This window comes from Xaviernesmea oryzae (assembly GCF_900109605.1).
Lineage (GTDB): Bacteria > Pseudomonadota > Alphaproteobacteria > Rhizobiales > Rhizobiaceae > Xaviernesmea > Xaviernesmea oryzae.
In genome coordinates this window covers 112475-136587 of record NZ_FOAM01000012.1, presented here as the reverse complement: position 1 = coordinate 136587, position 24113 = coordinate 112475, and the positions used below count along the sequence as shown (strand labels likewise).

Annotated in this window: 19 protein-coding genes; 10 read left to right on the top strand and 9 right to left on the bottom strand. The window is 63.8% G+C overall.

Annotated features, from left to right (window positions below; translation table 11 throughout):
• Positions 1–38: 38 nt before the first annotated feature.
• Positions 39–992, bottom strand: a complete 954-nt coding sequence (locus BMX61_RS15945; protein ID WP_075626112.1) for a helix-turn-helix transcriptional regulator — start codon at positions 990–992, stop codon at positions 39–41.
• 292 nt (positions 993–1284) lie between these two features.
• Complete coding sequence (gene repC / locus BMX61_RS15940) at positions 1285–2832, bottom strand: plasmid replication protein RepC (RefSeq protein WP_083639269.1); 1548 nt, start codon at positions 2830–2832, stop codon at positions 1285–1287.
• Positions 2833–3206: 374 nt separating this feature from the next.
• Between repC and BMX61_RS24895 the strand changes: the two genes are divergently transcribed.
• Positions 3207–3359, top strand: coding sequence for a hypothetical protein (locus BMX61_RS24895; RefSeq protein ID WP_175577643.1), 153 nt, complete (start codon positions 3207–3209; stop codon positions 3357–3359).
• A 255-nt stretch (positions 3360–3614) separates the two neighbouring features.
• Positions 3615–4004, top strand: a complete 390-nt coding sequence (locus BMX61_RS24350) for a hypothetical protein (RefSeq protein WP_139198946.1) — start codon at positions 3615–3617, stop codon at positions 4002–4004.
• 225 nt (positions 4005–4229) lie between these two features.
• On the opposite strand, the gene repB is transcribed toward BMX61_RS24350, so the two are convergent.
• The 4 genes from repB to BMX61_RS15915 all read right to left on the bottom strand — a co-directional run bounded on the left by repB (position 4230) and on the right by BMX61_RS15915 (position 9244).
• Positions 4230–5315, bottom strand: a complete 1086-nt coding sequence (gene repB / locus BMX61_RS15930; protein WP_075626113.1) for a plasmid partitioning protein RepB — start codon at positions 5313–5315, stop codon at positions 4230–4232.
• Positions 5315–6583 (bottom strand): plasmid partitioning protein RepA, encoded by a 1269-nt coding sequence (gene repA, locus BMX61_RS15925; RefSeq protein WP_083639270.1) that lies wholly within the window; start codon positions 6581–6583, stop codon positions 5315–5317. Before repA ends, repB begins: the two co-directional genes overlap by 1 nt.
• 454 nt (positions 6584–7037) lie before the next feature.
• Positions 7038–8576 carry a sensor histidine kinase gene (locus BMX61_RS15920; protein ID WP_234794711.1) on the bottom strand — a complete coding sequence of 513 codons (1539 nt, stop codon included), beginning with the start codon at positions 8574–8576 and terminating at the stop codon, positions 7038–7040.
• Positions 8573–9244 carry a response regulator transcription factor gene (locus BMX61_RS15915; RefSeq protein WP_075626114.1) on the bottom strand — a complete coding sequence of 224 codons (672 nt, stop codon included), beginning with the start codon at positions 9242–9244 and terminating at the stop codon, positions 8573–8575. The genes BMX61_RS15920 and BMX61_RS15915 overlap by 4 nt, the downstream gene beginning before the upstream one ends.
• 266 nt (positions 9245–9510) lie before the next feature.
• On the opposite strand from BMX61_RS15915, the gene BMX61_RS24735 reads away from it, so the two are divergent.
• On the top strand, positions 9511–10260 hold the full coding sequence (locus tag BMX61_RS24735; protein WP_075626115.1) for a hypothetical protein: 750 nt from the start codon (positions 9511–9513) through the stop codon (positions 10258–10260).
• A 138-nt stretch (positions 10261–10398) separates the two neighbouring features.
• On the opposite strand, the gene BMX61_RS15900 is transcribed toward BMX61_RS24735, so the two are convergent.
• On the bottom strand, positions 10399–11442 hold the full coding sequence (locus BMX61_RS15900) for a LacI family DNA-binding transcriptional regulator (RefSeq protein WP_075626210.1): 1044 nt from the start codon (positions 11440–11442) through the stop codon (positions 10399–10401).
• Between the two features lie 739 nt (positions 11443–12181).
• Here BMX61_RS15900 and BMX61_RS15895 point away from each other — a divergent pair.
• From BMX61_RS15895 to bla, 7 genes are all read left to right on the top strand, one after another.
• Positions 12182–13219 carry a Gfo/Idh/MocA family protein gene (locus tag BMX61_RS15895; RefSeq protein WP_267890824.1) on the top strand — a complete coding sequence of 346 codons (1038 nt, stop codon included), beginning with the start codon at positions 12182–12184 and terminating at the stop codon, positions 13217–13219.
• Between the two features lie 96 nt (positions 13220–13315).
• Entirely contained in the window at positions 13316–14218 is a 903-nt protein-coding gene (locus BMX61_RS15890) for a sugar phosphate isomerase/epimerase family protein (RefSeq protein ID WP_075626117.1), read from the top strand.
• A gap of 143 nt (positions 14219–14361) precedes the next feature.
• Positions 14362–15591 (top strand): ABC transporter substrate-binding protein, encoded by a 1230-nt coding sequence (locus BMX61_RS15885; RefSeq protein ID WP_075626118.1) that lies wholly within the window; start codon positions 14362–14364, stop codon positions 15589–15591.
• Between the two features lie 629 nt (positions 15592–16220).
• Complete coding sequence (locus BMX61_RS15880; protein ID WP_075626119.1) at positions 16221–17123, top strand: carbohydrate ABC transporter permease; 903 nt, start codon at positions 16221–16223, stop codon at positions 17121–17123.
• Positions 17120–17947, top strand: a complete 828-nt coding sequence (locus BMX61_RS15875) for a carbohydrate ABC transporter permease (protein WP_075626120.1) — start codon at positions 17120–17122, stop codon at positions 17945–17947. The genes BMX61_RS15880 and BMX61_RS15875 overlap by 4 nt, the downstream gene beginning before the upstream one ends.
• Positions 17944–19032 (top strand): ABC transporter ATP-binding protein, encoded by a 1089-nt coding sequence (locus BMX61_RS15870; RefSeq protein ID WP_075626121.1) that lies wholly within the window; start codon positions 17944–17946, stop codon positions 19030–19032. The genes BMX61_RS15875 and BMX61_RS15870 overlap by 4 nt, the downstream gene beginning before the upstream one ends.
• Before the next feature lie 503 nt (positions 19033–19535).
• Positions 19536–20447 (top strand): class A beta-lactamase, encoded by a 912-nt coding sequence (gene bla / locus BMX61_RS15865; protein WP_075626122.1) that lies wholly within the window; start codon positions 19536–19538, stop codon positions 20445–20447.
• A gap of 221 nt (positions 20448–20668) precedes the next feature.
• Here bla and BMX61_RS15860 read toward each other — a convergent pair whose 3' ends face one another.
• Together BMX61_RS15860 and BMX61_RS15855 are read right to left on the bottom strand one after the other, a co-directional pair.
• Entirely contained in the window at positions 20669–22810 is a 2142-nt protein-coding gene (locus BMX61_RS15860; RefSeq protein WP_075626123.1) for a methyl-accepting chemotaxis protein, read from the bottom strand.
• 20 nt (positions 22811–22830) lie between these two features.
• Positions 22831–23760: a substrate-binding domain-containing protein gene (locus BMX61_RS15855; protein ID WP_407703779.1), complete on the bottom strand. Its 930-nt coding sequence runs from the start codon at positions 23758–23760 to the stop codon at positions 22831–22833.
• Positions 23761–24113: the final 353 nt, after the last annotated feature.

Sequence of the window (24113 nt, the reverse complement as noted above, 5' to 3'; positions counted from 1 at the left end):
GGCAAGGCCTCACAGACCAGGCTTTTACCTTGGGGCGATCAGTCGCCCGATTTGCGCAGGCTCGAGGGCGAGATGCCGAAGCCCTTCCGGAAGGACTGGCCGAAGGCGGCCAGAGAGCTGAAGCCGCACATATCGGCAATCGCGCCGAGCGAGAGATCAGGCCGATCGCGCACGAGATCATGGGCCCGCTGCAGGCGCAGATGGCGCTGATATTCGCTGATCGTCTTTCCCGTGGTCGCGAGAAAGGCATATTGCAGCGCGCGCACGCTGACGCCGCCGAGATCGGCCAGCGTTTTCGGATCGACCGTGTCCATGGGATGGGTATGGATATATTCGATCGCCCGCTTCACATGGCGCGGTGCGATCTGCTGCCCGTCCTGCGCGAAATCCGCGCTGAGATTGTGGGGGTAGGCGATAATCAGACTGTCGACGATGATCGTCGCCACGCTCTCCTGGCGTGGGTCGCGACCGATCCCGGCTTTCAGGAGCGGCGACTGCACGAGTGCGCTGAAGCCTTCCACCAGTTCCGGCATCAAGGATGCACCGTTTTCGTGGTTGACCGGCACGGGCGCCGGCTCGAACTGGATGGCACGGCTCATGGGCTGGTCGGTGATTTGCGCCAGGCGCCGCAGCATCGTGTCCCGCTCGACCCGGATGAGATTGACGGCCACCGGCTCCTCGAATTCCAGCGTTGCTCCACCGGAGGCCGCAACCGCGTGACCGACCGGAATGGACGCGGCTCTGCTCGCGCTCTTCAGGTGAACGGTTCCGAAGCAAGTGAAGAGAAACAGGAAATCATCGTTTTCAGGCGGCAGTTCGATCTTTAGCCGGCCTTTGAACTCCAGGCTGGCCACCAGGATCGGACCGAGCTTTGTCTGCGTGCCGGAGATGGCGATGGATGTCTTTGCAGGTGTGCAGGTGCCGAAAATCGCGGAAAGATCGGCCGGGAAGTGCGACGGTTGCGCTGACTGGGAATACCACGCTCTATGCATGTTCGTTCGGAGTAAGTATGGCCTAATGTTGTCGGAAAATGTCTGAAGATGCCCCTCGCGCACGATTATAAAGAACCGTTAGTTTAGATGTCAATTGTTGAGAAAAATGCCAATCAGCACTATCATATCTCGACCTATCTCTCATAGGTTGTAATTTTTACAGATCGCAGCCGATTATCATCAGGAATGCCCGTTGAGAGCGCCAAGGTAGCGCAATCCGTTTCTTGCACCTTTTGTCGCGCTTCAGCCGCTGTGTACGCTGGCGGACAAGTTTCGTGACGTTCAGCCTCACTTATGCGTGACTGGACTGTTTCACCGCCAGAAGAAGCGACGTGGCGCGGAACTGTCCTTTCTTCGCCTTCATCGTCAGCTGGCGCAGATAGCCGCCGGGGGAGCGGATCGCCTCAGCACGCTGGGTAATCGCGGCCATGATCATGATCACGCCGTCCCAGCCGAACACATGCCGGGCCTCATGCCAGGCGCTGTCCGAGATGGCGAACATCCGTCGGACCAGATCGGCGGTGCGCATGGCGTCTCCTGCGCTTCTCAGGCCATTCGGCGCATAGGCGCAGAAATCGGGGCAGAGGCGGGCGAGATCCCGAAGATCAGGCGCGGGGCATTGTGCTGTGACAGGATGGGAAACAGGCTGTTGGCGGCGATGCATGGCGCTGCGCGCGCTTTTGTCTCCGGTTTCTGCATTCCTTGCCGTGCAAGGCGGTCCATCTTCCAGGATGGGGACCGTCTCGTCCTTTGCTGGGGCCAAAGAGGGGTCCGCTGCCGCTGCTTCACCCTTGGCCACTCTGGCTGGCTGCTCAGGCTTTGCATTCAAAAGATCATCTGATTCTGGTGTCTCAATGTGGTGCTCATTCTGGGCGTCATTGGCGCTCATTTCAGACCGCTTTTCGTCGCGCAGATAGGCTGTCTCCACCTCAGCTCTCAGACGGCTCAGCGCATCGCGCCGGGCTTCTAGCCTGCCGAGCGGGGCGGTGCGTGACACGCGGCCGGAAAGCGCTGTCAGCCTGTCCTTCAGCATTGTCCAGAGGCTTGGCGTGCTGCCTTGTTCGAGCGGGCGTGCCAGCATGCCGGCGACCGCGCGCAGATGCAGTGTGATCTCCGTGCGGCACTGCCGGTGCGCCTCGCTCTGTTCGCCAGCCAGGCGGGCGGCATCGATAATTTCGGGTGCGCGCCGGGCGAACGCGGCGAGATCGAAGCCAAAGCTCTGGTCGCCCTGTCCGCCTCGTCCCCGCCGGCAATAGCGCTTGCCATTGGGACTGTCACGGCGAAGGACCATCCCGGCGGCAACAAGGCTTGCCAGATGGCGTCGCAGCGTCGCCGGGGCCATTCCACGGGCGCGCAGGATCAGTTCGGCATTGGAGGGAAAGACAATGGCGGGATGCTGTCCGTCGATCTGACGCTCGGGATGGAAGCTGATCAACGCTTCGAGAACGAGAAGGCTGCGATCGCTAAGATCGAACTGAACGCGCGCCTCGGTCAGCGCCCGCAGAAGCTGCCATTTGTCCGGCCTGATGGGATCCAGCGCGCCCTTGCGCGCCTGGCGCTGGACGGCAACCCCACGCGCTCTGGCGAGCGCGGACATGGGCGGCCGGGCCGGTCCGCCAGGGCCGGACGAAACCGCTGGCCGCACTTTACTCGCGCCGCTTGCGCGCTTGGGCTCGCTGTCCTGCGGCACATCCGTCTTCGGCGCGAACCGAGCGGGAATGAGGGCTGCCAGCGCCTCCGCGCGATTGCGCGGCGAGAAAGATTGCCCGCCGATCCCTCTGGCGCTTCGGCTGAGGCCTTGTGCCCGCAGTTCGGTCTGATGCTCGATGGCCATGTCCATGGGACCGCTCCTTCATCAGGAGACAGACCAAGCCTTTAAGAAAAGCGCTCACGCCGTTCGACAGCATCCCCGATGTCCGGATGCATGGCCGTAGAGGCGTCGAGGACCCCGACAGCATCGCCCTCATCGAGGGGTCGATGCGATCGGGATCGGGCAGGCACAGATCATCGTTCCCGCCGGCGGTGCCGGCAGGCGATCATGCCCACGCCTCCCCTGCCCTGCCTGGACCATCAGTGCGATGCTCAAGCGGCAGTGGATGGAAAGCCGAACACCCACTTCCCGTCATAGTTCGATCCGCTGCGAAAGCGGCGAGGCGAGCGGAAAGGAAGGACGCAGGGAGGAGGCATGACCGGTTTCCCAGCCAAAAACCCTTCATGATGACGGTGCAGGCGATGAAAAACGCAAAAGCGTCCGCATCCCATGACCTCATCGATCCCATACGTGTCGGCAAACCATCACAACGTCGTTTCCAGGAACGCAGCAACGAGGAAGAGCCCGGCTGCGACAGCGCGGACCTTCGGCGATGATGATCGTGCCCGCCTTCGACCGGCTCTTCTGGCCGTTTCGAAAGCAGGCAGGACGCACGTCGATCCCCTTGAAGCGCGGGCCAGTCCCCGCGGGCGCCTGTCCACGTTCAAGCTGTCGCCAATCCATGCGCCCGAAGAGAGCCAAAGAGCGGCTCAAGGAGCATGGAAACGTCTGAAGGAGCACGTCGCCCCTGCCATGACGAGGTCTGTCGCCGTGAAATCGGCACAAGACGCCAAACACCTCGAAAGAAGCATATGGACGAGTTTGCACCACGGCATCCGAGACTTCCCGAACATCGTTCGGATCGTCAGGAATCACCGGTTCCGGAGACAAACGGGATCGTTCCGCAAAACGCGCCGAAGGGCGCTGCGGTCTCATCTGCCGTATCTATGCTGCGTCGCGTGGAAAGGACCAAAAACCGCGAATCAGTGAAAGCGGCCTGCGTCCCCCGGTCCGTCTGCGCGGATCTCGTGAGGAGGTTGAGGCTGCCGCAGGAAAATTATCATGGCCGCATCACACGGCGTTTTTCCTGCCCGTTTCACAAGGGATTGAAAAAGCACGAATTCTTCGAATCCATGAAGATATTCGACTCCAAGCCCTTCCTGAAAAACCGTTCGACTCTTGACTTTGGTCTGAGGAAGTGATTCTCTTGAATTGCTACATTGAAGAGGGCTTCCAGAATGGCGACGTTTTGGAGGCCTTTTTTTTGGCTTGTTCCTGTCTTCCTTCTCCTTGTTGATCTCTCTGGTCTCACCCTCGGCGCTTTGATGCGTCCTCCGGGATGGGTGTGAAGGCCTTTGGCAGCTCGTTTACGCAGCCGCGGCCCTAATCTGTGTCAATCAGGCAAAGCGGGGTCAAAACCCCCGGCATCAGCCCTGTTTCAAACGCTCCGCCACCAGCACTGCAATGGCATCGGTAATCTCCGCCAGCTGCGCAGCCGGCACGCTCGTGGCAAAGGCGATGCGCAAGGTCCGCCCGCGCGAAAGCCGCGCCATCGTCCGACCGGCGCGATCCGTCAGCGCCTCCCCTGCCCCATCGCTTTCCGTCTGCTCATCCAGCGCACGGAACACGGCGGCAAAGCGCCCGTCGCTATCGAGCTGGCGCACAGCCTCGCTCTCGGCAGCCTCGAGCGCCTGCTGGCAGGCCTGTTCGTCGCCCAGCCGTGCGGCCAGCGCCATCCAGCGGTTTCGACCGGCCTTGGGTGCGGGACCAATGGCGCGGGCCAGCGCATCCGGAACGGACTCCGCCACCTGGATCAGGCGGGAAAGTTCGGTCTTGTCGATGCCCAGCGCGTCGCCGGCGAGCTTGCGGGCAAAACCGCGCTGCACCAGCGTCTTGGCGAAGACCGCGCGCTCGATGAAGGAGAGATTGCGCCGCTCGGCATTTTCCTTGCCCTGGGCCAGCACCAGCTCGTCATCGGTCAGCGGCCGAACGATCGCCTTGACCTTGCGCCCCAGCCGCTTCAACGCAGCAAGGCGACGATGCCCATAGGCAGTCTGGAAACGGCCTTGGCTCATGGGATGCGGGCGCACGAGGATCGGCACCTGCTGTCCGCTTTCGTCGAGGCTCTTGACCAATGCCTCGAAATCCGGATCGCCGCTTTCGCCATCGGCCAGACGGTCGGTGACGAAGGAGCCGTCGATCAGTTGCGGATCCAGCATCACCACGCGCTCGCCCTCGGCCAGTGCCTGGCGTAGCTGCTTGGCTTCCTCAGCCTCGCGCGTCATGGCGCCAAGCGACAGGCCCATGGCCTTGACCGCGCCCGAGGCCGTGCGGGGTGGCAGGCCGACGCTCTTGTCTGTGGATGGGTTGACAGCTGTCAACCCGGCGTCATGGTGCTGTGATGTTTCGCTGCGAGCATCTGCCCCATCATGGGGGACAGGCATGATATCGGCGGGTTTCAGCGGCCCACCGGCAAAAAGCGAACGCAACGCATCCTTACGATTTCCGGCCATCAGCGCCCATCCCCCTGGCGTCCCCAGGCTTGATGGATCAGCGCTTCGATTTCGGAATTGACGGCATTCAGGCTTTCCAGCGCCCGGTCATAGGTCGCACGGGTGAAATTCTCGCGGCCGACCTCATAGAGCGTCTGCTTGGTCAGGCCTGCATCCGAGATGGCTGTGCTCTTGACCATGGTCGAGGTCAGCACGCGATTGCCGAAGAGCGAGCGCATGAAACCGACGATCTGCGCCTGCGGACCGTCATTCGGCTCGAAGCGGGTGACGAGATAGCGCAGGAAGTCGAAATTCAGCGTGCCGCCGGCTTCGCGCACCACGGCCAGCAGGTCCGACGTCATGAACAGAAACTGGTTCATCGAGGCGACATCGAGCATTTGCGGATGAACGGTGACGATCACGGACGTCGCCGCGCAAAGGGCCGACAGCGTGAGATAGCCGAGTTGCGGCGGGCAATCGAGCACCACAACATCGTAATTGTCGCTGACGCTTTCCAGCGCCGCCTGGATGCGTGCGAAAAACAGCGGACCCGCATCCACGGCCTGATGACGCTCCGACAATGCGCGCGGCGTAGCATGTTCGAATTCCTGCAGTTCCAGATTTCCCGGAACGAGGTCGAGCCCGTCGAAATAGGTCTTGCGGATGATCGAGGCGAGCGGCCGCATCTCCGCATCATAGCGGATGGCGCCATAAAGCGTGTCGTTGCCGGTCAGGTCGAGCTCGGGCTGATACCCGAACAGCGCCGACAACGAGGCCTGGGGATCGAGATCGACGGCCAGGACACGAAGGCCGGACAGGGCGAGATATTGTGCGAGGTGAACGGAGGAGGTGGTCTTGCCCGATCCGCCCTTGAAATTGGTGACGGCAATGACCTGCAAATGCTCGCCACGTGCCGGATCGCGCCAGCGCATATAGCTGCGTGCCTTGGCGAGATTGTTCTTGGCAATCGCCTGTTCACTCAGATGCCGGCGCAGCGCGTTGATATCGCCCAGCGTATAGGAGCGACGGCCGGCAATGCCGGTTTCCGGCTGCGGCCCTTCGCCGGCGAGCGACAATTGCCGCAGATAGCCATCGGAGACACCAATCAGCCGCGCTGCCTCGCCCGAGGTGAAGCTGCGCAAGGTCTTTTGTGCTGACGGCGCGAAGAGGCGGTCGCGCATGGCCTTCAGCTGGTCGGAGAGCGCACGCGCATCCGCGGCAATGGCCTCATCCGCCGGGATTGCCAGTCTATCGCCTTCCAGCCGTCGATCGATCATCATGTCATTCATGCCCAGAGTCCGTTCTCGTGACTGTTCACCGATTCTCTCGTGCAGTAAATACGCGGCCGAGCCGTGCTAACAGCCGATTTGGCGACTTACGCTTCGCCAAGGCAAATTCGTTTGCGAGCGTTACGGTGCCTCACAGCCTGAGTCGCGTCAAGATCAAGGCCTTCAGGCGGCTTTCCCCACGCAAGTTTCGACAGCTTAGCAAGACTAAGCCGATCCAGCGTGACGGGGATGATGGCGGTGTCGATCGCCTTGAACGAGGCTGACGGCGTCGGCCCCTGTGTCGTATGACGTGAATTCATCAGGTCGGCGACAGGGCGCGTGGCGTGTTGGCAGGATCTGAGTTGACAGCTGTCAACACGCGGTCTGTCAACGCGACGGACGGAGCGATTAAGAGAGTGAAAGGCCGAACCGTCGCGGCGCAATCGTCAAAGCAATGGAGGTTTCCGGCGCCGGGTTATGACGCCTGTTCGAGAGCGGGAAGGGTGAGGCGCACGCAGAGACCGCCGAGCGCGCCCTCGCCCAGCTCCAGACGCCCGCCATAGAGCGTCACGAGTTCCTCCGCGATGGACAGACCAAATCCGTCACCTGGCATGCTCTCGTCCAGACGCGCGCCGGCGCGAAGCACCTCGGCACGTCGCTCGGGCAAAATTCCAGGACCGTCATCCTCGATCAACAAGATGGCATTGCGGCCATCCCGCCGCGCTGAAATCGCGATCTGGCTGCGCGCCCATTTGAAGCTGTTGTCCAGCAGGTTTCCGAGAATTTCTTCCGCATCCTTTTCGTCGCAGCGCAGGCTCAGCGTTTCGACACCGGCTGTGGTCACGGAAAGCGCCCGCTCTTCGTACAGTCGTCTGAGGACGGCCAGGAGGTCGGCGATAACAGGAGAGAGCGGCGTTGCCGATGTCAGCGCCCCGCCGGCCGTCTTTCGCGCTAGCGAGAGATGGCGGCGAATGCGTTGCTCCATGCGCTCGGCCAGCTCCGCAAGACGCCCTTGCGGATCGGTCTCCCGGTCCAGCGCCAGGCGCAGGCTCGCAAGCGGTGTCTTAAGTCCATGGGCGAGATTGGCGAAATGCAGCCGCGTTTCCGTGAGCCGTGCCTCGTTCTGGTCCAGCAGGCGGTTGATCTCGGTGGTCACAGGCGCCAGTTCCCGCACCGGCATATCGGACAGCCGGTCGCGCGCGCCGCGCTCGATGTCTTGAAGATCGCCGTGCAGGTCCGCCAACGGACGCAGGCCGAAGCGGATCTGCAGCAAGGTGCCGATCAGCAGGAAGAGACCCAGCGCCAGGATCAGCGGCAGCAGCCAGAACAAGGCGTCGCGTGCCGGCGTCGCCAAGGCAGCCTCCGGCGCAGACGCGGTGAAGGTGACCACGCGTCCGTCGATCGTCGCGCTTTGTTGGCGCAGATGCAGAGCCGGCCCGGGCCGCTCGGCAGCGGTCAGGTCCGGTGTCGGCCCCTCCGGTGGCGGCGCGTCCGGTGGGCCGCCCGGCCGATCATGGCCGGGCCGGCGGCCGGGTCCGTGTGTAGGCGGCGGCGCATTCAATCGGCCATCCGGCGTATCGATCTGCCAGAACCAGCCAGGCCTATCGAAAGGCGGGTTATCGAAGCTGGCCGAAAGACGAGGTGTGCCGGCGGCGTCGAACCGCAAACTTCCCTTCAGCGCTTCGATCTGCACATCGAGTTGCTGGTCCACCTGCTCGCGCACGACATGGCCGACGATCAGCCAGAGAACGAGCGCCGTTGCCGCCATGGTGGCCGCGACGAAGGCGGCGGAGAAGATCAGAAGCCGGCCGGAGAGGCTCTGCATGCCGCGCCGTCCACGTGTGGAGGACACGGGACGGCGTGCTCCAAGAGCCGGTCCTTGGATCGCCGCCGTTTCGCGCAAGTGACCCTGCGTCTTGATCGGGCTGCTGGTAGGAGAGACTGCCACGCTCTCAGCCATGCGGTCGATCGAGCTCGCGCCCGTCTCCGGTCCGTCGCTCGGCTTGCCGCTCATGGCGTCGTCTCGCCTGCTGTCAGCCGATAGCCTCGGCCGCGTACCGTTTCGATATGTTCCGGCCCGATCTTGCGCCGGAGACGCGCCACGATCACCTCAAGCGAATTGGAATCGACTTCCGCATCGCCGTCATAGACGCGCTCGGTCAGTTCCCGCCGGTCGACGACGATCTCCTTGCGCAGCATCAGGCAGGAGAGCACGCGCCATTCGAGCGCGGTGAGCTTCAGCGGCAGGCCGTCGCGTTCGAAGGTGCCGAGCTGGGCATCGAAGGTCAGCGGGCCACAGCTGATCTGCGCGCTGCCATGGCCGGCGGCGCGGCGCACCAGCGCGCGCAGCCGCAGCACCAGTTCCTCCACCTTGAAGGGCTTGGTGAGGAAATCATCGGCTCCGGCCTTGAAGCTCGCCACTTTGTCCGGCCAGCCGTCGCGCGCGGTCAGCACCAGAACGGGCAGATTGGCGGCCTCGGCGCGCCAGCCCTTGAGCACGGTGACGCCATCGATCTTCGGCAGGCCGAGATCGAGAATGGCGACATCGAAGCGCTCGGTGGTGCCGGCATGCAGCGCATCCTCGCCATTGGCGGCGCGGTCGACCACGAAATTTTCCGCGCGCAGATGCGTGGCAATCCGCTCGGCCAGATCATCATCATCTTCGACCAGCAGAACCCGCATGATGGGAGCCTCTTTCTGTCTTTATCTCAAGGGTGCATGCGCCGCGTCTTGTCCATTCAACAGATGAACCTGATGCGCGGGCAGCCGATCTTCATCCTGATCTAGAGCGGGACGGGGAAAAGGGGGAGCGGCTTTGGCCGCTTTGGCGCTCCGATCTGCCGGGGATCTAAGAGGAAATGGCTGAACTCAAGCTGAACCGCGCGGTTCAGCGGGGCGAGGGCAGGGCTTTGCTAGAAAGAGGCTGTCGAACGAAAAGGAGACAGTTCATGTCGACGGAAGAGACGAAGATCCCCCAGGCCGTTCCCGCCGCTCCGGCCGCCCACGAACCGCGCCGCTTCGGCCGCGCCCGGCTCGGGCTCGTGGCGATTGCAGCCCTCGCGCTCGGCACCGCCGGCGGGGCCGCAGCCATGAAGCTGGCCCATCCGCCCACCGACACCACGCCGGCCGTACCGGCCACCGTATCCACCCTCAGCGAGGATGCCATGGTGAGCCTCAAGGGCAAGGTAGTCGAGATCTTCGGCAACAAATTCGTGCTGGAAGATGAAAGCGGCCGTGCGCTGGTGGAAACTGGACCGGCCGGCGAGGGTGGCAAGCTGGTGACGCTGAACGAGCCGATCACCATCGAAGGCCGCTTCGAGAACGGCTTTCTCCATGCCCGCAGCCTGACGGGCGCCGATGGCAAGACCGAGAGCCTTCGCCTTGGCCCCCCGCCGCCGCGCCACGGGCCGGGACCGCATGGCCCGGACGCATGGGGCCCGCGCGGTGGGCCCGATGGCGGCCCTGATGGTCCGCGTGCCCTGCGCGACGGCCCCCGCGGTGGCCCGGGTGCGGATTGCGGCCCACAGCGTGCCGAGCGTAGCCCCGACCAGGGCCCCGATCAGGCCGGCCTCCAGCCCCCGCCGCCGCCCCCGGCCGGCATGGCGCCGCCTGCCCCGCCGGCACCCGGTGACGCGGCGGCACCGGCGCCGGTTGCCCCAGCCCCGGCCGCTCCTGCAGCGCCCGCCCAGCCGCAATAGCGCAGTCGTCCCCGGCGGCGGGTCCCTGATCCCTTTTTCCCGTCATGCTCGGGAAAGCCCGAGCATGACGGGATGAGGGTGGGGGCCCGCATGGCGCGGCATCGACACATCACGGCCAAGCACGGTTGGCGCCAGGCTTCAACGCTCGGGCACGATGTCGAAATCGTCGCTTTCGCCCTGTACCAGCGCCATCGGCCAGATCAGGTTGCGGTCACGGCCCGGATAGAGATCGGCAAAAGCCGGGATCCCCGCGAGCAGGGTTTCGGCCAGCGTCTGGCCGAGATCGGAGAGCGAGATCGAATGGCAGGTCAGAGATGGTGTTAGGAAGCTGGTGCGCGGATTGTCTCGAAAGCCGATCACGGCGATGTCGCGCCCCGGTCGGATGCCGCGCTCCTGCAGCTTGCGATAGAGGCTCAGGGACATGACCTCGCTCGACAGCAGAATGGCGCTCGGAAGCTCCGGCAGTGCCAGCAGCGCCGTGACCAGATCGTCCCCGCATTCAAGGACGCGCGCGACGCGAAACAGGAGGGCCGGATTATACGCGATCCCATGCTGCGAAAGCGCGGCACGATAGGCATCGTGGAAGACATGCCCGAGATTGATGTCGCCGTCGGGAATGGCGAGCGCGATGCGCCTATGGCCCTTGGCGACCAGTCGTGCCACCGAGCTGTGCGCAACCCCTTCAAAATCGAGGTCGATCCAACGCATGTCGGGACCGGATTCGGAGCGACCCAGCGCGATAAATGGCAGCTGCGTCTTTTCCAGGAAGTCGATCCGGTCGTCGCGCCGGCGCGTGGCCGATATGATCATGGCATCGACCATGCCACGCCCGACAAGGCGGCTGAGATAATCGACCGGATTCTCCTCGGCCGGGCAGGGAAAGACCACGAGATCGAGCCGATGGCGGTTCAGCACCGTCTGCACGCCTTCGAACACGCCCATGAAGAAGTCGTCGCCGGAGGCGTTAGCGTCTGGCGACATCTCGATCATGAAGCCGATCGTATTGGTCACGCCCTGGCGCAGGCTGCGGCCGGACTGGTTGGGCGTATAGCCGAGCGCACGGGCCGCCTCCATCACCCGCGCGCGGGTTTCCGGGTTTACGTCCGGCTTGCCGTTCAGTGCGCGTGAGACTGTGCCGATCGAAATATCGAGATGACGCGCCAGCGCCCTGATGCCCTTCATGCCCTCTTCCATCTCCCCCAAGCGCATCGTTCCCATCTTCGACCCGCATCCATCCTCTATGCGCCAACAGGGCCTAACAAAATAGGGAGAGGCTGGTCGAGGTTGTTTTTGCGGGCGTTTCGTTGGAGGGCGTAATTTCAAAGCGCCGCAAGGTCTCCCGAAGGAAGGGCTTGCGAGCAAGGCGATGCAGATTCGCAGCTAACCTCGCAGATAGTCCAAGATGGAAGGTTTTACGGCTTGGCAACCCCCTCATCCGACCCTTCGGGCCACCTTCTCCCCGCTGGGGAGAAGAGACCGAGACGATAGCGTGGCGCCCCTAATCGAGCGCTGAGAAAAAGGCTATATGACCAGTTTTGCTGCAGCAGAGGTGGCATGGAATGGCGCCGCGATGTCTCTTCGCCCCAGCGGGGGGAAGGTGACCAGAAGGGTCGGATGAGGGGTTGCCAAGTCCGCAAATCGGTACGGTCTTGTACCCTGCGTTCCAATGATGGATAGCCTCTCAACACTCAGATAATATTGGGAAAATCGGCGGCCTCCAGCTAGACGATCCTAACCTGCCCGCCGCACCGCATCTCATCTTGCCGCAGCGCATCCACTTCTCCGGCTTGACAGGAAAAATGGATCGTGCAGATTACCGTAAACGTTTACGGTCGTCGGCATGCGGAAGGAGCCGCTGATCGGCCGGGGCTGGAAAAGCGGCCGTGAACGAGAGGATGAACGGACCCAGAGGAGGGGTTTCGTGGCGAGGAAAACCGTTTTATGCGGCTGCGGAGCCATGGCCAAAGGCTGGCTGCGCGCCATTGCCGAGCACCCTGACTTGAGCGCGGGCGTGGAGATCGTCGGCCTTGTGGATCTCCACCCGCCAACTGCCGAGGCGCTGGCTGCCGAGTTCGGCTTGGCCAATGCGGTGATCGGCAGCGATCTCGGCGCGGTGATCGATGAGACCGGTGCCGAGCTGGTTTTCGACGTAGTAGTGCCGGTGGCCCGCGCTGAGGTGGTGGAAACGGCGCTTGCCCGTGGCTGCCATGTGCTGTCGGAAAAGCCGATGGCGGCCTCGCTGGACGAAGCGCGGAGCATGATCGCCTGGTCGAAAAAAGCGGGTCGTCTGCATGCGGTGGTGCAGAACCGGCGCTACATTCCCGGTATTCGCCGGCTAAGGGCTTTCGTCGAAAGTGGCGCCATCGGCGCGCTGACGGGCATTCACTGTGATTTCTTCATCGGCGCGCATTTCGGCGGCTTCCGCGACGCGATGGAGCATGTGCTGCTGCTCGACATGGCGATCCACACCTTCGATGCTGCGCGCTTCGTCTCGGCCAAGGTGCCGCTGGCCGTCTATGCGCATGAGACCAATCCGCCCGGCTCCTGGTATCGAACCGGCGCGTCCGCCTTCGCCATCTTCGAAATGGCCGATGACGTCACCTTCACCTATCGCGGCTCCTGGTGCGCGGAAGGCGCCAATACCAGCTGGGAGAGCCAGTGGCGCATCACCGGCACCCAGGGCACCGTGCTCTGGGATGGGGCGGACAGCTTCATTGCCCGGCGGGTGGCCTCGGAGGAAGGTTTCCTGCGCGAGCAGGAGGAGATCGAAGTGCCGGAAGCGCCTCGCGCCGAGGAAACCGAAGGCCATGCCAGCGTGATCGCCGCCTTTCTTCAAGGCGTCGAGACCGGCGTGCCGCCCGAAACCGTGGGCGAAGACAATATCCGCAGCCTTGCCATGGTCTTTGCCGCTATCGAGAGCGCGAAAAGCCGCGCCCGCGTGGTGCTTGCCGAGGTGTGAGGCCGAGAGGGGAGGGGCCGCCGGCACGTTCGGCGGCGCTGCACGGAACAGGACAAAGCCGGTGGACCATCCACGGGCTTGAGAGGAGACAGACAGGTGAGCAATCCCGCAACATCCATCCGCGTCGGCACGATGGTCAGCGCCAGCGGCGGCGAGGCGGCCAAGCGCATCGGCCAGATCGCCGATCTTGGCTTCGAAAGCTTCGAGCCCTTCTTCTGGCAGACCACCAATGGCCAGGATCTGGCAGACCTCGGCAAGCGCTGCCGCGAGGCCATCGGCGATCGTGACATCACGATGTCGACGCTCGGCATGTTCGGCAATCCGCTCGAGGAAACCGAAATCGACCTGCAGACCCTGCAGGGCTGGAAGGACTGCATCGACAATGCCCATCATTTCGGCGCGAGCTGCGTGGCCGGCTTCACCGGACGGGTGCGGGGCAAGAAGCTCACCGACAGCTTGCCGCGCTACAAGGAAATCTGGAGCGAGCTGGCGAAGCGCGCCGCCGACAAGGGCGTGAAAATCGCCTTTGAAAACTGCGCCATGGATGGAAACTGGCAGAGCGGCGACTGGAACATCGCCCATAATCCGGATGCCTGGGAGCTGATCTTCAACGAGACGCCGGACGACCATATCGGCCTGGAATGGGAACCCTGCCATCAGATGGTCTATCTGATCGACCCTATTCCACAGATCCGCAAATGGGCGCACAAGATCTTCCACGTGCATGGCAAGGACGCGACGATCCGCTGGGACGTGATCCGCGAACACGGGATCTTCGGCAAGCTGCCCTTCGTCTTCATGCGCACGCCCGGCTTCGGCGACACGAACTGGACCGACGTGATCTCCGAGCTGAGGCTCGCCGGCTGGTCCGGCTCGATCGATATCGAGGGCTGGCATGATCCGGTCTATCGCGATGCCCTGGAAATGACCGGGCAGGTGCATGGCCTGAATTATCTCAAGCGCTGCCGGGGCGGGGACTTCGTCACCGATCCCACGTGAGTGCTTGAAGAGAGGGCAGGGGCCGCCGCGCCCTTGCCCCTCACGACAGGCCCGTGGCCCGCGAAGAGGAGCGGGGGCCGGGGCATAAGGAGAGCACCGACTCAGTCCGATGCTCTGGAGATCACCCCACGATGGAGGATGACATGGGGATCAAGATCACGCTTCTGGCCGGGCTTCTGGCCGGCACCGTCTCGGCTTCCGCGCTTCCGGCGCTGGCTGAAGACGTGACCATCACCGTCTGGTCGCTGGACAAGGACATTCAGCCCGCGCCCAATCTGGTCAAGGAATTCAACGCCTTGAACAAGGGCATCAAGGTGGAATACCGCCTGTTGCAGTTCGATGACGTGGTCAGCGAGGCCATGCGCGCCTTTTCCACGGGACAGGCGCCCGATATCATCGCCGTCGACAATCCGGAGCACGCGCTGTTTGCCTCGCGCGGCGCCTTCCTTGATCTCACCAGTCGGATCGAGACCTCCCAGGTTATTAAGCCGGATAATTATTTCCCGGGTCCGCTGAAATCGGTGATGTGGGACGGCAAATATTATGGCGTGCCGAAGGCCACCAACACCATTGCGCTTTACTACAACAAGGACATGTTCAAGGCGAAGGGGCTGGACCCGAACGCCCCGCCACAGACCTGGGCCGAGCTGGTCGAGGATGCGCGCAAGCTCACCGATCCGGCCAAGAACGTCTATGGCCTGGCGTTTTCGGCCAAGGGCAATGAGGAAGGCACCTTTCAGTTCCTGCCCTGGGCGCAGATGGGCGGCGGGGGCTATCAGCATATCAACGCGCCGGGCGCGGTGAAGGCGCTGGAAACCTGGAAGACCATCATCGACGAAAAGCTCGCCTCGCCCGACAGCCTGACCCGCGGGCAGTGGGACAGTACCGGCACCTTCAATTCCGGCAACGCCGCCATGGCGATCTCCGGCCCTTGGGAGCTGGACCGCATGATTCAGGAAGCCAAGTTCGATTGGGGCGTGGCGCTGCTGCCCGTGCCGGAAAAGGGCGCGCAACGCTCCTCCGCCATGGGCGATTTCAACTGGGCGGTCTTCTCCTCGACCAAGCATCCCGACGAGGCCTTCAAGGTGATCGAATATTTCGCCTCGCAGGACGACAAGATGTTCGAAAAATACGGCCAGCTGCCGGCCCGCAAGGACATCGAGATCAAGCCGACCGGCAATGCGCATAAGGATGCCGCGCTGAAGGTCTTCCTCGACCAGCTGCAATATGCCCAGCCGCGCGGACCGCATCCGGCCTGGCCGAAGATCTCCAAGGCCATTCAGGATGCCATCCAGGCCGCGCTCACCGGCCAGATGAGCCCGCAGGAGGCGCTCGACCAGGCGGCCAAGAAGATCTCGGCGGTGCTGGGTTAACGGGTTCGGCTTGCGTCGGCGCCAGCCCCCTTACCCTGCCCTCTCCCCGCGGGGAAGAGGAGGCCAGTGGCTGATCGGGCGGCGCGTTTTGCGGCGGCTGTTCTGCCGCACCGGCTTCAAGGTTGATCTGTGCTCGGGGTTGAGTGCGGGCGAGGCGCGCGCCGCAAGGTCTCTTCTCCCCAGCGGGGAGAAGATGCCGGCAGGCAGATGAGGGGGCCGCCCTCTCGGCTGGGTTCGGAGTCAAAGGGTGTTTACGGCCCGCGTCGTGCCCGCCTCGCCCCCCTCACCCTGCCCTCTCCCCGCTGGGGAGAGGAGGCCAGTGGCTGACCCGGCGTTGCGTTTTGCGGCGCCTGTTCTGCCTCGCAGGCTGGGGGCCGCCCTCACGCCTGGGTTCAGGGCGCCCTTCGCAATTTCCATGCCTGGACGTCACCAGTCCAGGCATCGCCTTCCTCCCCCGCGGGGGCCGTGGCCGGTGAAACGGTGCGGCCTCCGTCGGGGGCGGTTCGCTGAAGCCGGCGGGGCCGCCGGCCTTCGCCCCGTTCGCGCCGGAGCTTTCGGCGCGGGCCAAGATCCGGCGCCGCAGGCTCCGCCGAGCCGCAAAACCCAAGCGCTTTCAAAGGGGGATTTCGATGAAGACCATGTTTTCGAGCCTGAGGGATGGGCGCGGCTTCGATGTCGGCCTCGTCGCCTTTCCCATGGGGTTTCTCTTCCTGCTCTCCGGCCTGCCGCTTCTCTACAATGTGGTGATGAGCGTGCAGGAGGTGGACATGTTTTCCCTCGGCAGCTTCGCCCGGCCCTTTGTCGGGCTGAAAAATTACGCCACGCTTTTCTCTCAGCCGGAAACCTGGCCGATCCTGAAGAACACGGCGATCTTCGTCGTGGCCTCGATCGCCGGGCAGTTCCTGATCGGCTTCGGGCTCGCTCTGTTCTTCTGGAACGAATTTCCGGGCGCCAGCTGGCTGCGCGGGCTGTTTCTGGTCTCCTGGGTCATGCCGGGCCTCGTCGTCGGCGCTATCTGGAACTGGATTCTCTCAGGCGATTTCGGCGTGCTGAATTATGTCCTGCGCTCTGTTGGCATCATCTCCGGCAATATCTTCTGGCGCTCGGACCCGAATTTCGCGCTCTGGGCCGTCATCATCGCCAATATCTGGCTCGGCATTTCCTTCAACATGATCCTGCTCTCGGTCGGCCTGTCCTCGATCCCCAAGGATCTCTACGAGGCGGCCGAGCTCGATGGCGCCGGCGCCTGGGCGCGCTTTCGCACCATCACCCTGCCGATGATGCGCGCCACCATTGGCGCCGTCGTTTCGCTCGGCCTGATCTTCACGCTGCAGCAGTTCGACCTCTTTGCCGCCATCACCTCGGGCGGGCCGAACAATGCCTCCAATGTCGCGCAATATTGGGCCTGGGATCTCTCCTTCCGCCAATATGATTTCGCGCAAGGCGCGACGATCTCCGTCATCATGATCGTCTTCGTCATGATCGCCTCGGTGATCTATGTGCGCTCGACACGCCAGGAGGTGCGCGGATGAGCGAAACCCTGAGAAACCGCCTGTTTCTGGCCATCGCGCTGTTGCTGGCCGCCCTTTATCTCTTCCCGCTCTACTGGATGGTGGTCACCTCGCTGAAGACGGGCTCGGCCATGTTTGCGACCCCGCCGAGCTTCTGGCCGAGCGAGCCGCAATGGCAGACCTACGCCTATGTCTGGGAAAGCCGCGCCGTCGGGCGCTACCTGTGGAATTCGCTTGTTATCGCCTTGGGCGCGGTGGTGCTGGTCACCGCGCTCGGCACCGGTTGCGCCTATGTTCTGGCGCGCTACCGCAATGTCTGGATCGATATCGGCCTGTTTTTGATCCTGATGCTGCAGGTTCTGCCGGCTTCGCTGATGGTGACGCCGATCTTCGTCGGCTTCTCGCAGTTCGGGCTGCTGGCCACGCCGCGCCTTGCCGTGATCCTGGCGATCGCCGCCAAGGCCATGCCCTTCTTCGTCGTGCTCGTGCGCTCCACCTTCATGAGCGTGCCGGCGGAACTGGAAGAGGCGGGGCTTGTGGACGGCAATTCGCGCGTCGGCGCCTTTCTCTTCATCGTGCTGCCGCTTGCGCGCAACGGCATTCTCGTCTCGGCCATCCTGATCTTCATGCAGGCCTTTGGCGAATTCGTCTATTCCAAGTCGATGATCCAGGCGGCGGAGCTGCAGCCGGCCTCCGTCGGGCTCAATTCCTTCATGGGGCCCAACACCAATGAGTGGAACAACATCATGGCCTTCGCCGCCATGTATGTCGGCCCGATCCTCGCCCTCTTCGTCCTCTTGCAACGCCGCATCGTCTCCGGCCTCACCTCGGGAGCGCTGAAATGACCGCCCAGATCGAACTCAGCCAGGTCAACAAGCATTACGGCGCCTATCACGCGCTGAAGGACATCAATCTCACCATCGAGAAGGGCAGCTTTGTGGCGCTGGTCGGGCCTTCCGGCTGCGGCAAGTCCACGCTGCTGCGCTCGCTCGCTGGCTTGGAAAAGATCACCGCCGGCCGGCTGACCATCGCCGGCGCCGAGATGACCGCCGTGCCGCCGCGCAAGCGCGACATCGCCATGGTGTTCCAGTCCTATGCGCTCTATCCGCATATGACGGTGGAAGAAAACCTGATCTACCCCTTGCGGATGCGCGGCGTCTCCAAGACGAATGCCAAGGCCAAAGCGCAGGAGGTGGCGGGCTTTACCGGGCTCTCCGGCCTGCTGACGCGCTATCCGCGCCAGCTCTCCGGCGGCCAGCGCCAGCGCGTGGCCATGGGCCGGGCGGTGATCCGCAGCCCCAAGGCCTTCCTCTTCGACGAGCCGCTCTCCAATCTCGATGCCGCGCTGCGCGTCTCCATGCGCAAGGAAATCCGCGCGCTGCACGACCGGCTGGGCGCGACCTCGGTCTATGTCACCCATGACCAGATCGAGGCCATGACCATGGCCGACCATGTGGTGGTGATGCGCGACGGCGTGATCGAGCAGCAGGGCGCGCCGCTGACGCTTTACGACCGGCCGGAAAACCGCTTCGTCGCCGGCTTCATCGGCTCGCCGGCGATGAATTTCATCGCAGCGCGCGCCGTCGATGGCGCCAGCATCGCGCTCGATCTGCCGGGCCAGCCGGTGATCGCCGTGGACCGCAAGGGTGCCGCACCGCTGGCTCCCGGGCAGGCGGTGACCGCAGGCCTGCGCCCGGAGCATTTGCGCATTGTCGACGGGGAGAGCGGATCCGATCATCAGGCCTTTACCCTCCCGGTGCGCCTGATCGAATCCACCGGCTCGCTCACCTATCTGAGCCTCGGGGACACAGGCGATATCTCGCTGGTCGAGCACGGCCGCGAACATCTGCGCCCCGGCGACCGCCTGACGCTGACCATCGACCCTGGCCTGGTGCATCTGTTCGATCCGGAAACGGGACGACGGGTTTAGCCAGCTTGGCGCATTGGACGTGATATGGTCGTCCACAGGACGCGGCGCAGAACCTTGACGGCTTGGCGGCCCCCCTCATCCGCCTGCCGGCACCTTCTCCCCGATGGGGAGAAGAGACCAAGGCCGACAACGCGGCGCCTCAGTCCAACGTCCAGAAAACATGGCATAAATCGCGTTTTATCGTGTTGGGATGAGAGGGCTGAGCAGCGCCGCAGTCTCTTCTCCCCAGCGGAGAGAAGGTGGCCCGAAGGGTCGGATGAGGGGGCAGCCGAGTTCACAAACCATTGCGTCGTGTCCTGTGATCGTCATGGGTCCGATGGGCTGGACCCTTTGTCTTTGCATCGGATTTTCCGCAAACCGGCTCCCACCGTCCGGCCCGATGCTCTCGCCGCCGGCAGGACTTGGCGCGTCCTGCGATTGGATATAGCAGGGGCGCAGGAGCATTGTTGGCCTGGGCTGCCGCTCAGGTCTCTTTGCCGGGAAACCAAGGAAAGGCCGGATCCATGGACGCTGAACGAATTGCATGGATAACGCGCCGATATCTGCTCGGCGGTATCGGCGCCAGCCTGTCTCTCGGCGGTGCGGCGTTTGCGCAGAATGGCGATCCGGTTGCGCGTCTGCGCGCGGCGGAGCGCAAAGCGGGCGTGCGGCTCGGAGCCTTCGTTCTCGATACGGAACGCGGCCGGAGTTTCGGCTGGCGCGCCGACGAGCGCTTCTGCCACTGCTCGACGTTCAAATTTTCGCTGGCGGCCCTGGCCTTGCGCGAAGCCGATGCGGGCCGGCTCGATCCGGCGGAAATGCTCGCCTTCAGCCGTCGCGACATCATTGCCTATTCGCCCGTCGTCGAAGATCATCTGGCCGCCGGGCGTTTGTCGATCCTGGCGCTGGCCGAAGCGGTGCAGGTGACCAGCGACAATGCCGCCGCCAATATTCTCATGCGCCGATTGGGCGGACCTGAGGCCCTCACGCGGTTCTGGCGGGAGATCGGCGACGACAAGAGCCGGCTCGACGGTTACGAGCCGGCGATCAATATCATCCCCGTCGGCACCGAGGAGAACAGCACGACCCCCAGGGCCATGGCGGGCACGGTGCAGCGCATCGTGCTGGGCGATGTGTTGAGTGCGGAGAGCCGTCAGCGCCTGCGGGCATGGATGTCGGCCACGAAAACCGGCTTGACGCGATTGCGAGGCGGCATTCCCGCCACGTGGCAGGGCCTCGACAAGACCGGCACGGGCATGCGCCGGGGTGTCGGCAACAAGACCAACGACCTGGCCGTCCTCTTTCCGCCCGGCGGTCGCAAACCTCTGGTGATCGCCGCCTATGTCGAGAACCCCGCCTTCTCCCCGGAAACGCGGCCGCAGGATGAGGCGCTGCTCAGGACGCTTGCCGAGCTTGCCGTGGCATGGAGCGGCTGATCCGCCTGCTGCCGGGAGACGGCCGGCGCGCTGACGGAACAAGCGCGCCGCACCGATCGAAAACGAGACGGCACGGGAGAGGCATGACCCCCGTCCCGTGCCGCATGCAGTCTCGCAAAGACGGCCCCTCGAGCATAATCCGACCGGAGTGAAACGAGGATCGATAAGATTATGCTTCAAACAAAAGAGCTTAGAGTGCCGATCTGAGATCGAACAGCGCTCTAAGAGGCCATCCGATAGTCCTGTTGGTAGGCGGCCGAATGGCTGTTGACGCGGAAGCGGTGGACCATTTCGGCCAGGCGCTCGGTTTCCTGTGTCAGGCTCTGGGCGGCGGCCGTGGTTTCTTCCACCATGGCGGCGTTCTGCTGGGTCACCTTGTCCATCTGGTCGCCGGCGGCCGAAACCTCGCGCAGGCTGTTGGCCTGGTCGCGGGCGGACGACGCGATGTCGGCGATGACCGTGCTCATGTCGCTCACCTGCTTGACGATGTCCTCCAGCGAGGCGCCGGACTGGCTGACCAGCTCCACGCCGGTATCCACCTGCGTGGTCGAGGTCGAGATCAGCGATTTGATCTCGCGCGCGGCCTGGGCGGAGCGCTGGGCAAGCTCGCGCACTTCCTGCGCCACCACCGCAAAGCCGCGTCCCGCTTCGCCGGCCCGCGCGGCTTCCACGCCGGCGTTCAGGGCAAGCAGGTTGGTCTGGAAGGCGATCTCGTCGATCACGCCGATGATATTGCCGATCTTAGCCGAGGAGGCCTGGATTTCGGCCATGGCCTGGATCGCGCGGTTGACGATGGTGCCGCCCTTCTGGGCGTTGTCGCGGGTGGTGACGGCGGCGCGCTGGGCGTGGTTTGCGCCCTCGGCGGTGCCGTTGACCCCGCGCGTGACCTCGCTGATCGCGGCAACCGTTTCTTCCAGCGAGGCGGCCTGCTGTTCGGTGCGATGCGCCAGGTCGTTGGAGGCCGTGGAGATTTCCGCAAGGCCGGAGCGGATCGCGCCGATGGCATGGATCACCGAGCCCAGCGCCTGTTCCAGCGTGGCGACCGAGGTGTTGAAATGGTCGCGGATCGGCGCGTAGCGGGCATCCACCGCGCCGATGCGCACGGTCAGGTCGCCGCCCGAAAGCGCGTCCAGGCCTTTGGAAATCTCGTTGAAGGCATGTTCCATCACCTTGGCGTCGGCTAGCTGTGCCGCCTCCTGGCGCAGGCGCTGTTCTTCGCCGGCCAGACGCGCGCGTTCGGCATTGGCTTCGGCCACCAGCTTGGCACGCCCAGTCTCCTGGAAGACCTTGAGCGAGCGGGCCATGGCGCCGAGTTCATGGGCGTGCTCGGCGCCTTCGACGGTCACCTGCTCGTCGCCATGGGCCAGCCGCTCCATGGCCTGCGCCATGCTGCGCACCTTGCCCGAGATCAGGCGGCCGACGGCATAGGAGAGCACAAGGCCGATGACGATCAGCAGGCCGGAAATCACCAGCGTCGACAGGGTGACGGAGGAGACGGTGCTCTGCACCGAGCCGTCGAGCGCCGTCTGCGCGCCGCTGATCTTGTCCTGCAGGCCGGCAAAGCCGCTGGCGATCTTGGGCGCCAGCACGTCCATCTTGCCGTCGCGGATGGCATTGCTGGACAGAAGCACCTGGCGCACCTCTTCCAGGCGACCGGTATAGTTCTGCATCAGCTGAGTGGCGCCGGCCAGGCGCTTGCGCTGCAGCGCATCGCGCGCGCTCTGGGCGGCGGCGTTATCCAGCGCCACGGCCTGCTTCAGCGCGGCCTGGGCCACGTCATAGGCCTTGAGGTCGTTGGCATGGACGAAGCGCTCGGAGAAATAGAGGCTCCGGTTCAGCGCCTCCAGCGTCTCGCCGGTGGCGTGCAGCAGGGCAATATCGTTCTGGCGCCAGGCGCTGCGCTGCACGTCCTCAAGCGCGATGGCGGTCCAGGGGCCATATTCGGTGACCTTGGCGATCAGCGCCTCGCGCCGATCCTGCAGCTTGACGATCTCGTCGAAAGCGGCGCCATAGGCCTTCATATCCGCGCTGATCGCGGCCATGCCGGCGACAAGCTCGGGATTGCCGTCGAAGCGGGCATCTTCCTTGAGGAAGGACGCGAGATTGCTGCGGAAATGCTCGACCACCGCATCCTCAGGCGAGACGCGGAAACGCTCGGCGGCCGACTGGATCTCGTGCAGACGGTTGGAATAATCCGAGATCGACAGCGTCTGGCCGGCGGTCGCCTGATAGGAGGAGAAGATCGAGGACAGGCCGTTCATGCCGGAAATGGCGTTGATCGACAGGAAGCTCATCAAGAGGATCAGCGGCACGAAGCCGAAGGTGATCTGAGCGCGGATGCCCAGCTTGTTCCATAGATGCATGGTCGTGGTTCCCGGCTCTGTCACTGGCTCTTCGGAAGATATTTGGCAACGTTTTCAGGCGTCACCAGCTCGAACGGCACATAGTTTTCGCGCGGCACCTTCTCGCCCTTGGCGAGCTTCAGCGCAGCGTCGATCGCCGCCTTGCCCTGGCCGGCGGCGTTCTGCAGAATGGTGACGTCGAGATCGCCCGCGACCATCGCGGCCAGCGCGTCGTCGGTCGCATCCACGCCGGCCACCACCACGTCCTTCATCGGCCGGCCGGCCTGCTTCAGCGCGCGGATGGCGCCCAGCGCCATCTCGTCATTGTTGGCGATCACGGCATCGAAGGCGACACCGGCCTTCAGCCATTCGCGCATCTGCTGGTCGGCGTCGTCGCGCGACCAGTAGGCAGCCTGGCGCTCGACGATCTGGATGCCTTGGCATTCCGGGCGAGCGAGCACATCGTCGACATCCTGGGTGCGGGCGCGGGCGGCGGAGTGGAAGGGCTCGCCCATCAGCACCACGGCCTTGCCCTTGCCCTTCATCAGGCGGCAGACTTCGGCCGTCTCAAGCGTGCCGGATTCTTTCTCGTTGGAAGCGACCAGCACCTGGTTGTCTGGCAGATCGGCGAGGTTCGCCGGCTCGGTGTTGACATAGATCAGCGGAATGCCGGCCTTCTGGGCGATCTCGGTCAGCTGCGGCCCCATATCGCCATCCGAGGGGATGACGATGATCGCGCTCACCTTGTCCTCGGCATATTTGCGAAGATGGGCGAGTTGTGTCTGGCTGTCGCCCTTGGCGTCGTCCACCGTGACGGTGACGCCTGGCTGGGCCTTGGCACTGGCCTTGATGGCATCGAGAAGGATCGCGCGGTATGTATCCAGCTTCGCGGTCGATACCGCGATCGTCTGTGCATTGGCGGCGCTTGTCGCAAGCAGCAATGCCATGGTCACGAAAAGTCTCTTGCCCACCGGGCCCCCCGAAAACTAGCTTTGAACGTGAACGCCATGTTTTTCCGCAAGACTTAAACAACAGTTTATTGAATGGCCGCTTAGGGCCCGTTTCGCGAAAAAACAGCTGAACCATCGGTTGTTTTTTCGCAATGGCCGCCGCAGCGCAGCATTGGTTGAGAAGAGGTAAATCTCGAGCACCCAATTTTAAGGGATTGGCGACTACGCAGGCATTTCGCGCTGCGGATGTGCCATTCTTTCCCGTTTTCGCGTGAAAGGAAATTAATTGAACCTTGAAATGAAAGCATCGGGCCTACAAAGTCGTTCGTTACCGCACCCCTCGGCGACGTCAAACGCCCATGTCGGCGGCGCGC

Bases quoted from the DNA above. Each gene is read 5' to 3' on its own strand.
- BMX61_RS24895 (WP_175577643.1), top strand. From the start codon at position 3,207: ATGATGACGGTGCAGGCGATGAAAAACGCAAAAGCGTCCGCATCCCAT.
- repA (WP_083639270.1), bottom strand. From the start codon at position 6,583: ATGAATGACATGATGATCGATCGACGGCTGGAAGGCGATAGACTGGCA.
- BMX61_RS15880 (WP_075626119.1), top strand. From the start codon at position 16,221: ATGAAGACCATGTTTTCGAGCCTGAGGGATGGGCGCGGCTTCGATGTC.
- BMX61_RS15885 (WP_075626118.1), top strand. From the start codon at position 14,362: ATGGGGATCAAGATCACGCTTCTGGCCGGGCTTCTGGCCGGCACCGTC.
- BMX61_RS15915 (WP_075626114.1), bottom strand. From the start codon at position 9,244: ATGCGGGTTCTGCTGGTCGAAGATGATGATGATCTGGCCGAGCGGATT.
- bla (WP_075626122.1), top strand. From the start codon at position 19,536: ATGGACGCTGAACGAATTGCATGGATAACGCGCCGATATCTGCTCGGC.
- BMX61_RS15860 (WP_075626123.1), bottom strand. From the start codon at position 22,810: ATGCATCTATGGAACAAGCTGGGCATCCGCGCTCAGATCACCTTCGGC.
- repC (WP_083639269.1), bottom strand. From the start codon at position 2,832: ATGGACATGGCCATCGAGCATCAGACCGAACTGCGGGCACAAGGCCTC.
- BMX61_RS15920 (WP_234794711.1), bottom strand. From the start codon at position 8,576: ATGAGCGGCAAGCCGAGCGACGGACCGGAGACGGGCGCGAGCTCGATC.
- BMX61_RS15900 (WP_075626210.1), bottom strand. From the start codon at position 11,442: ATGAAGGGCATCAGGGCGCTGGCGCGTCATCTCGATATTTCGATCGGC.
- repB (WP_075626113.1), bottom strand. From the start codon at position 5,315: ATGGCCGGAAATCGTAAGGATGCGTTGCGTTCGCTTTTTGCCGGTGGG.
- BMX61_RS15875 (WP_075626120.1), top strand. From the start codon at position 17,120: ATGAGCGAAACCCTGAGAAACCGCCTGTTTCTGGCCATCGCGCTGTTG.
- BMX61_RS15945 (WP_075626112.1), bottom strand. From the start codon at position 992: ATGCATAGAGCGTGGTATTCCCAGTCAGCGCAACCGTCGCACTTCCCG.
- BMX61_RS24350 (WP_139198946.1), top strand. From the start codon at position 3,615: ATGGACGAGTTTGCACCACGGCATCCGAGACTTCCCGAACATCGTTCG.
- BMX61_RS24735 (WP_075626115.1), top strand. From the start codon at position 9,511: ATGTCGACGGAAGAGACGAAGATCCCCCAGGCCGTTCCCGCCGCTCCG.
- BMX61_RS15870 (WP_075626121.1), top strand. From the start codon at position 17,944: ATGACCGCCCAGATCGAACTCAGCCAGGTCAACAAGCATTACGGCGCC.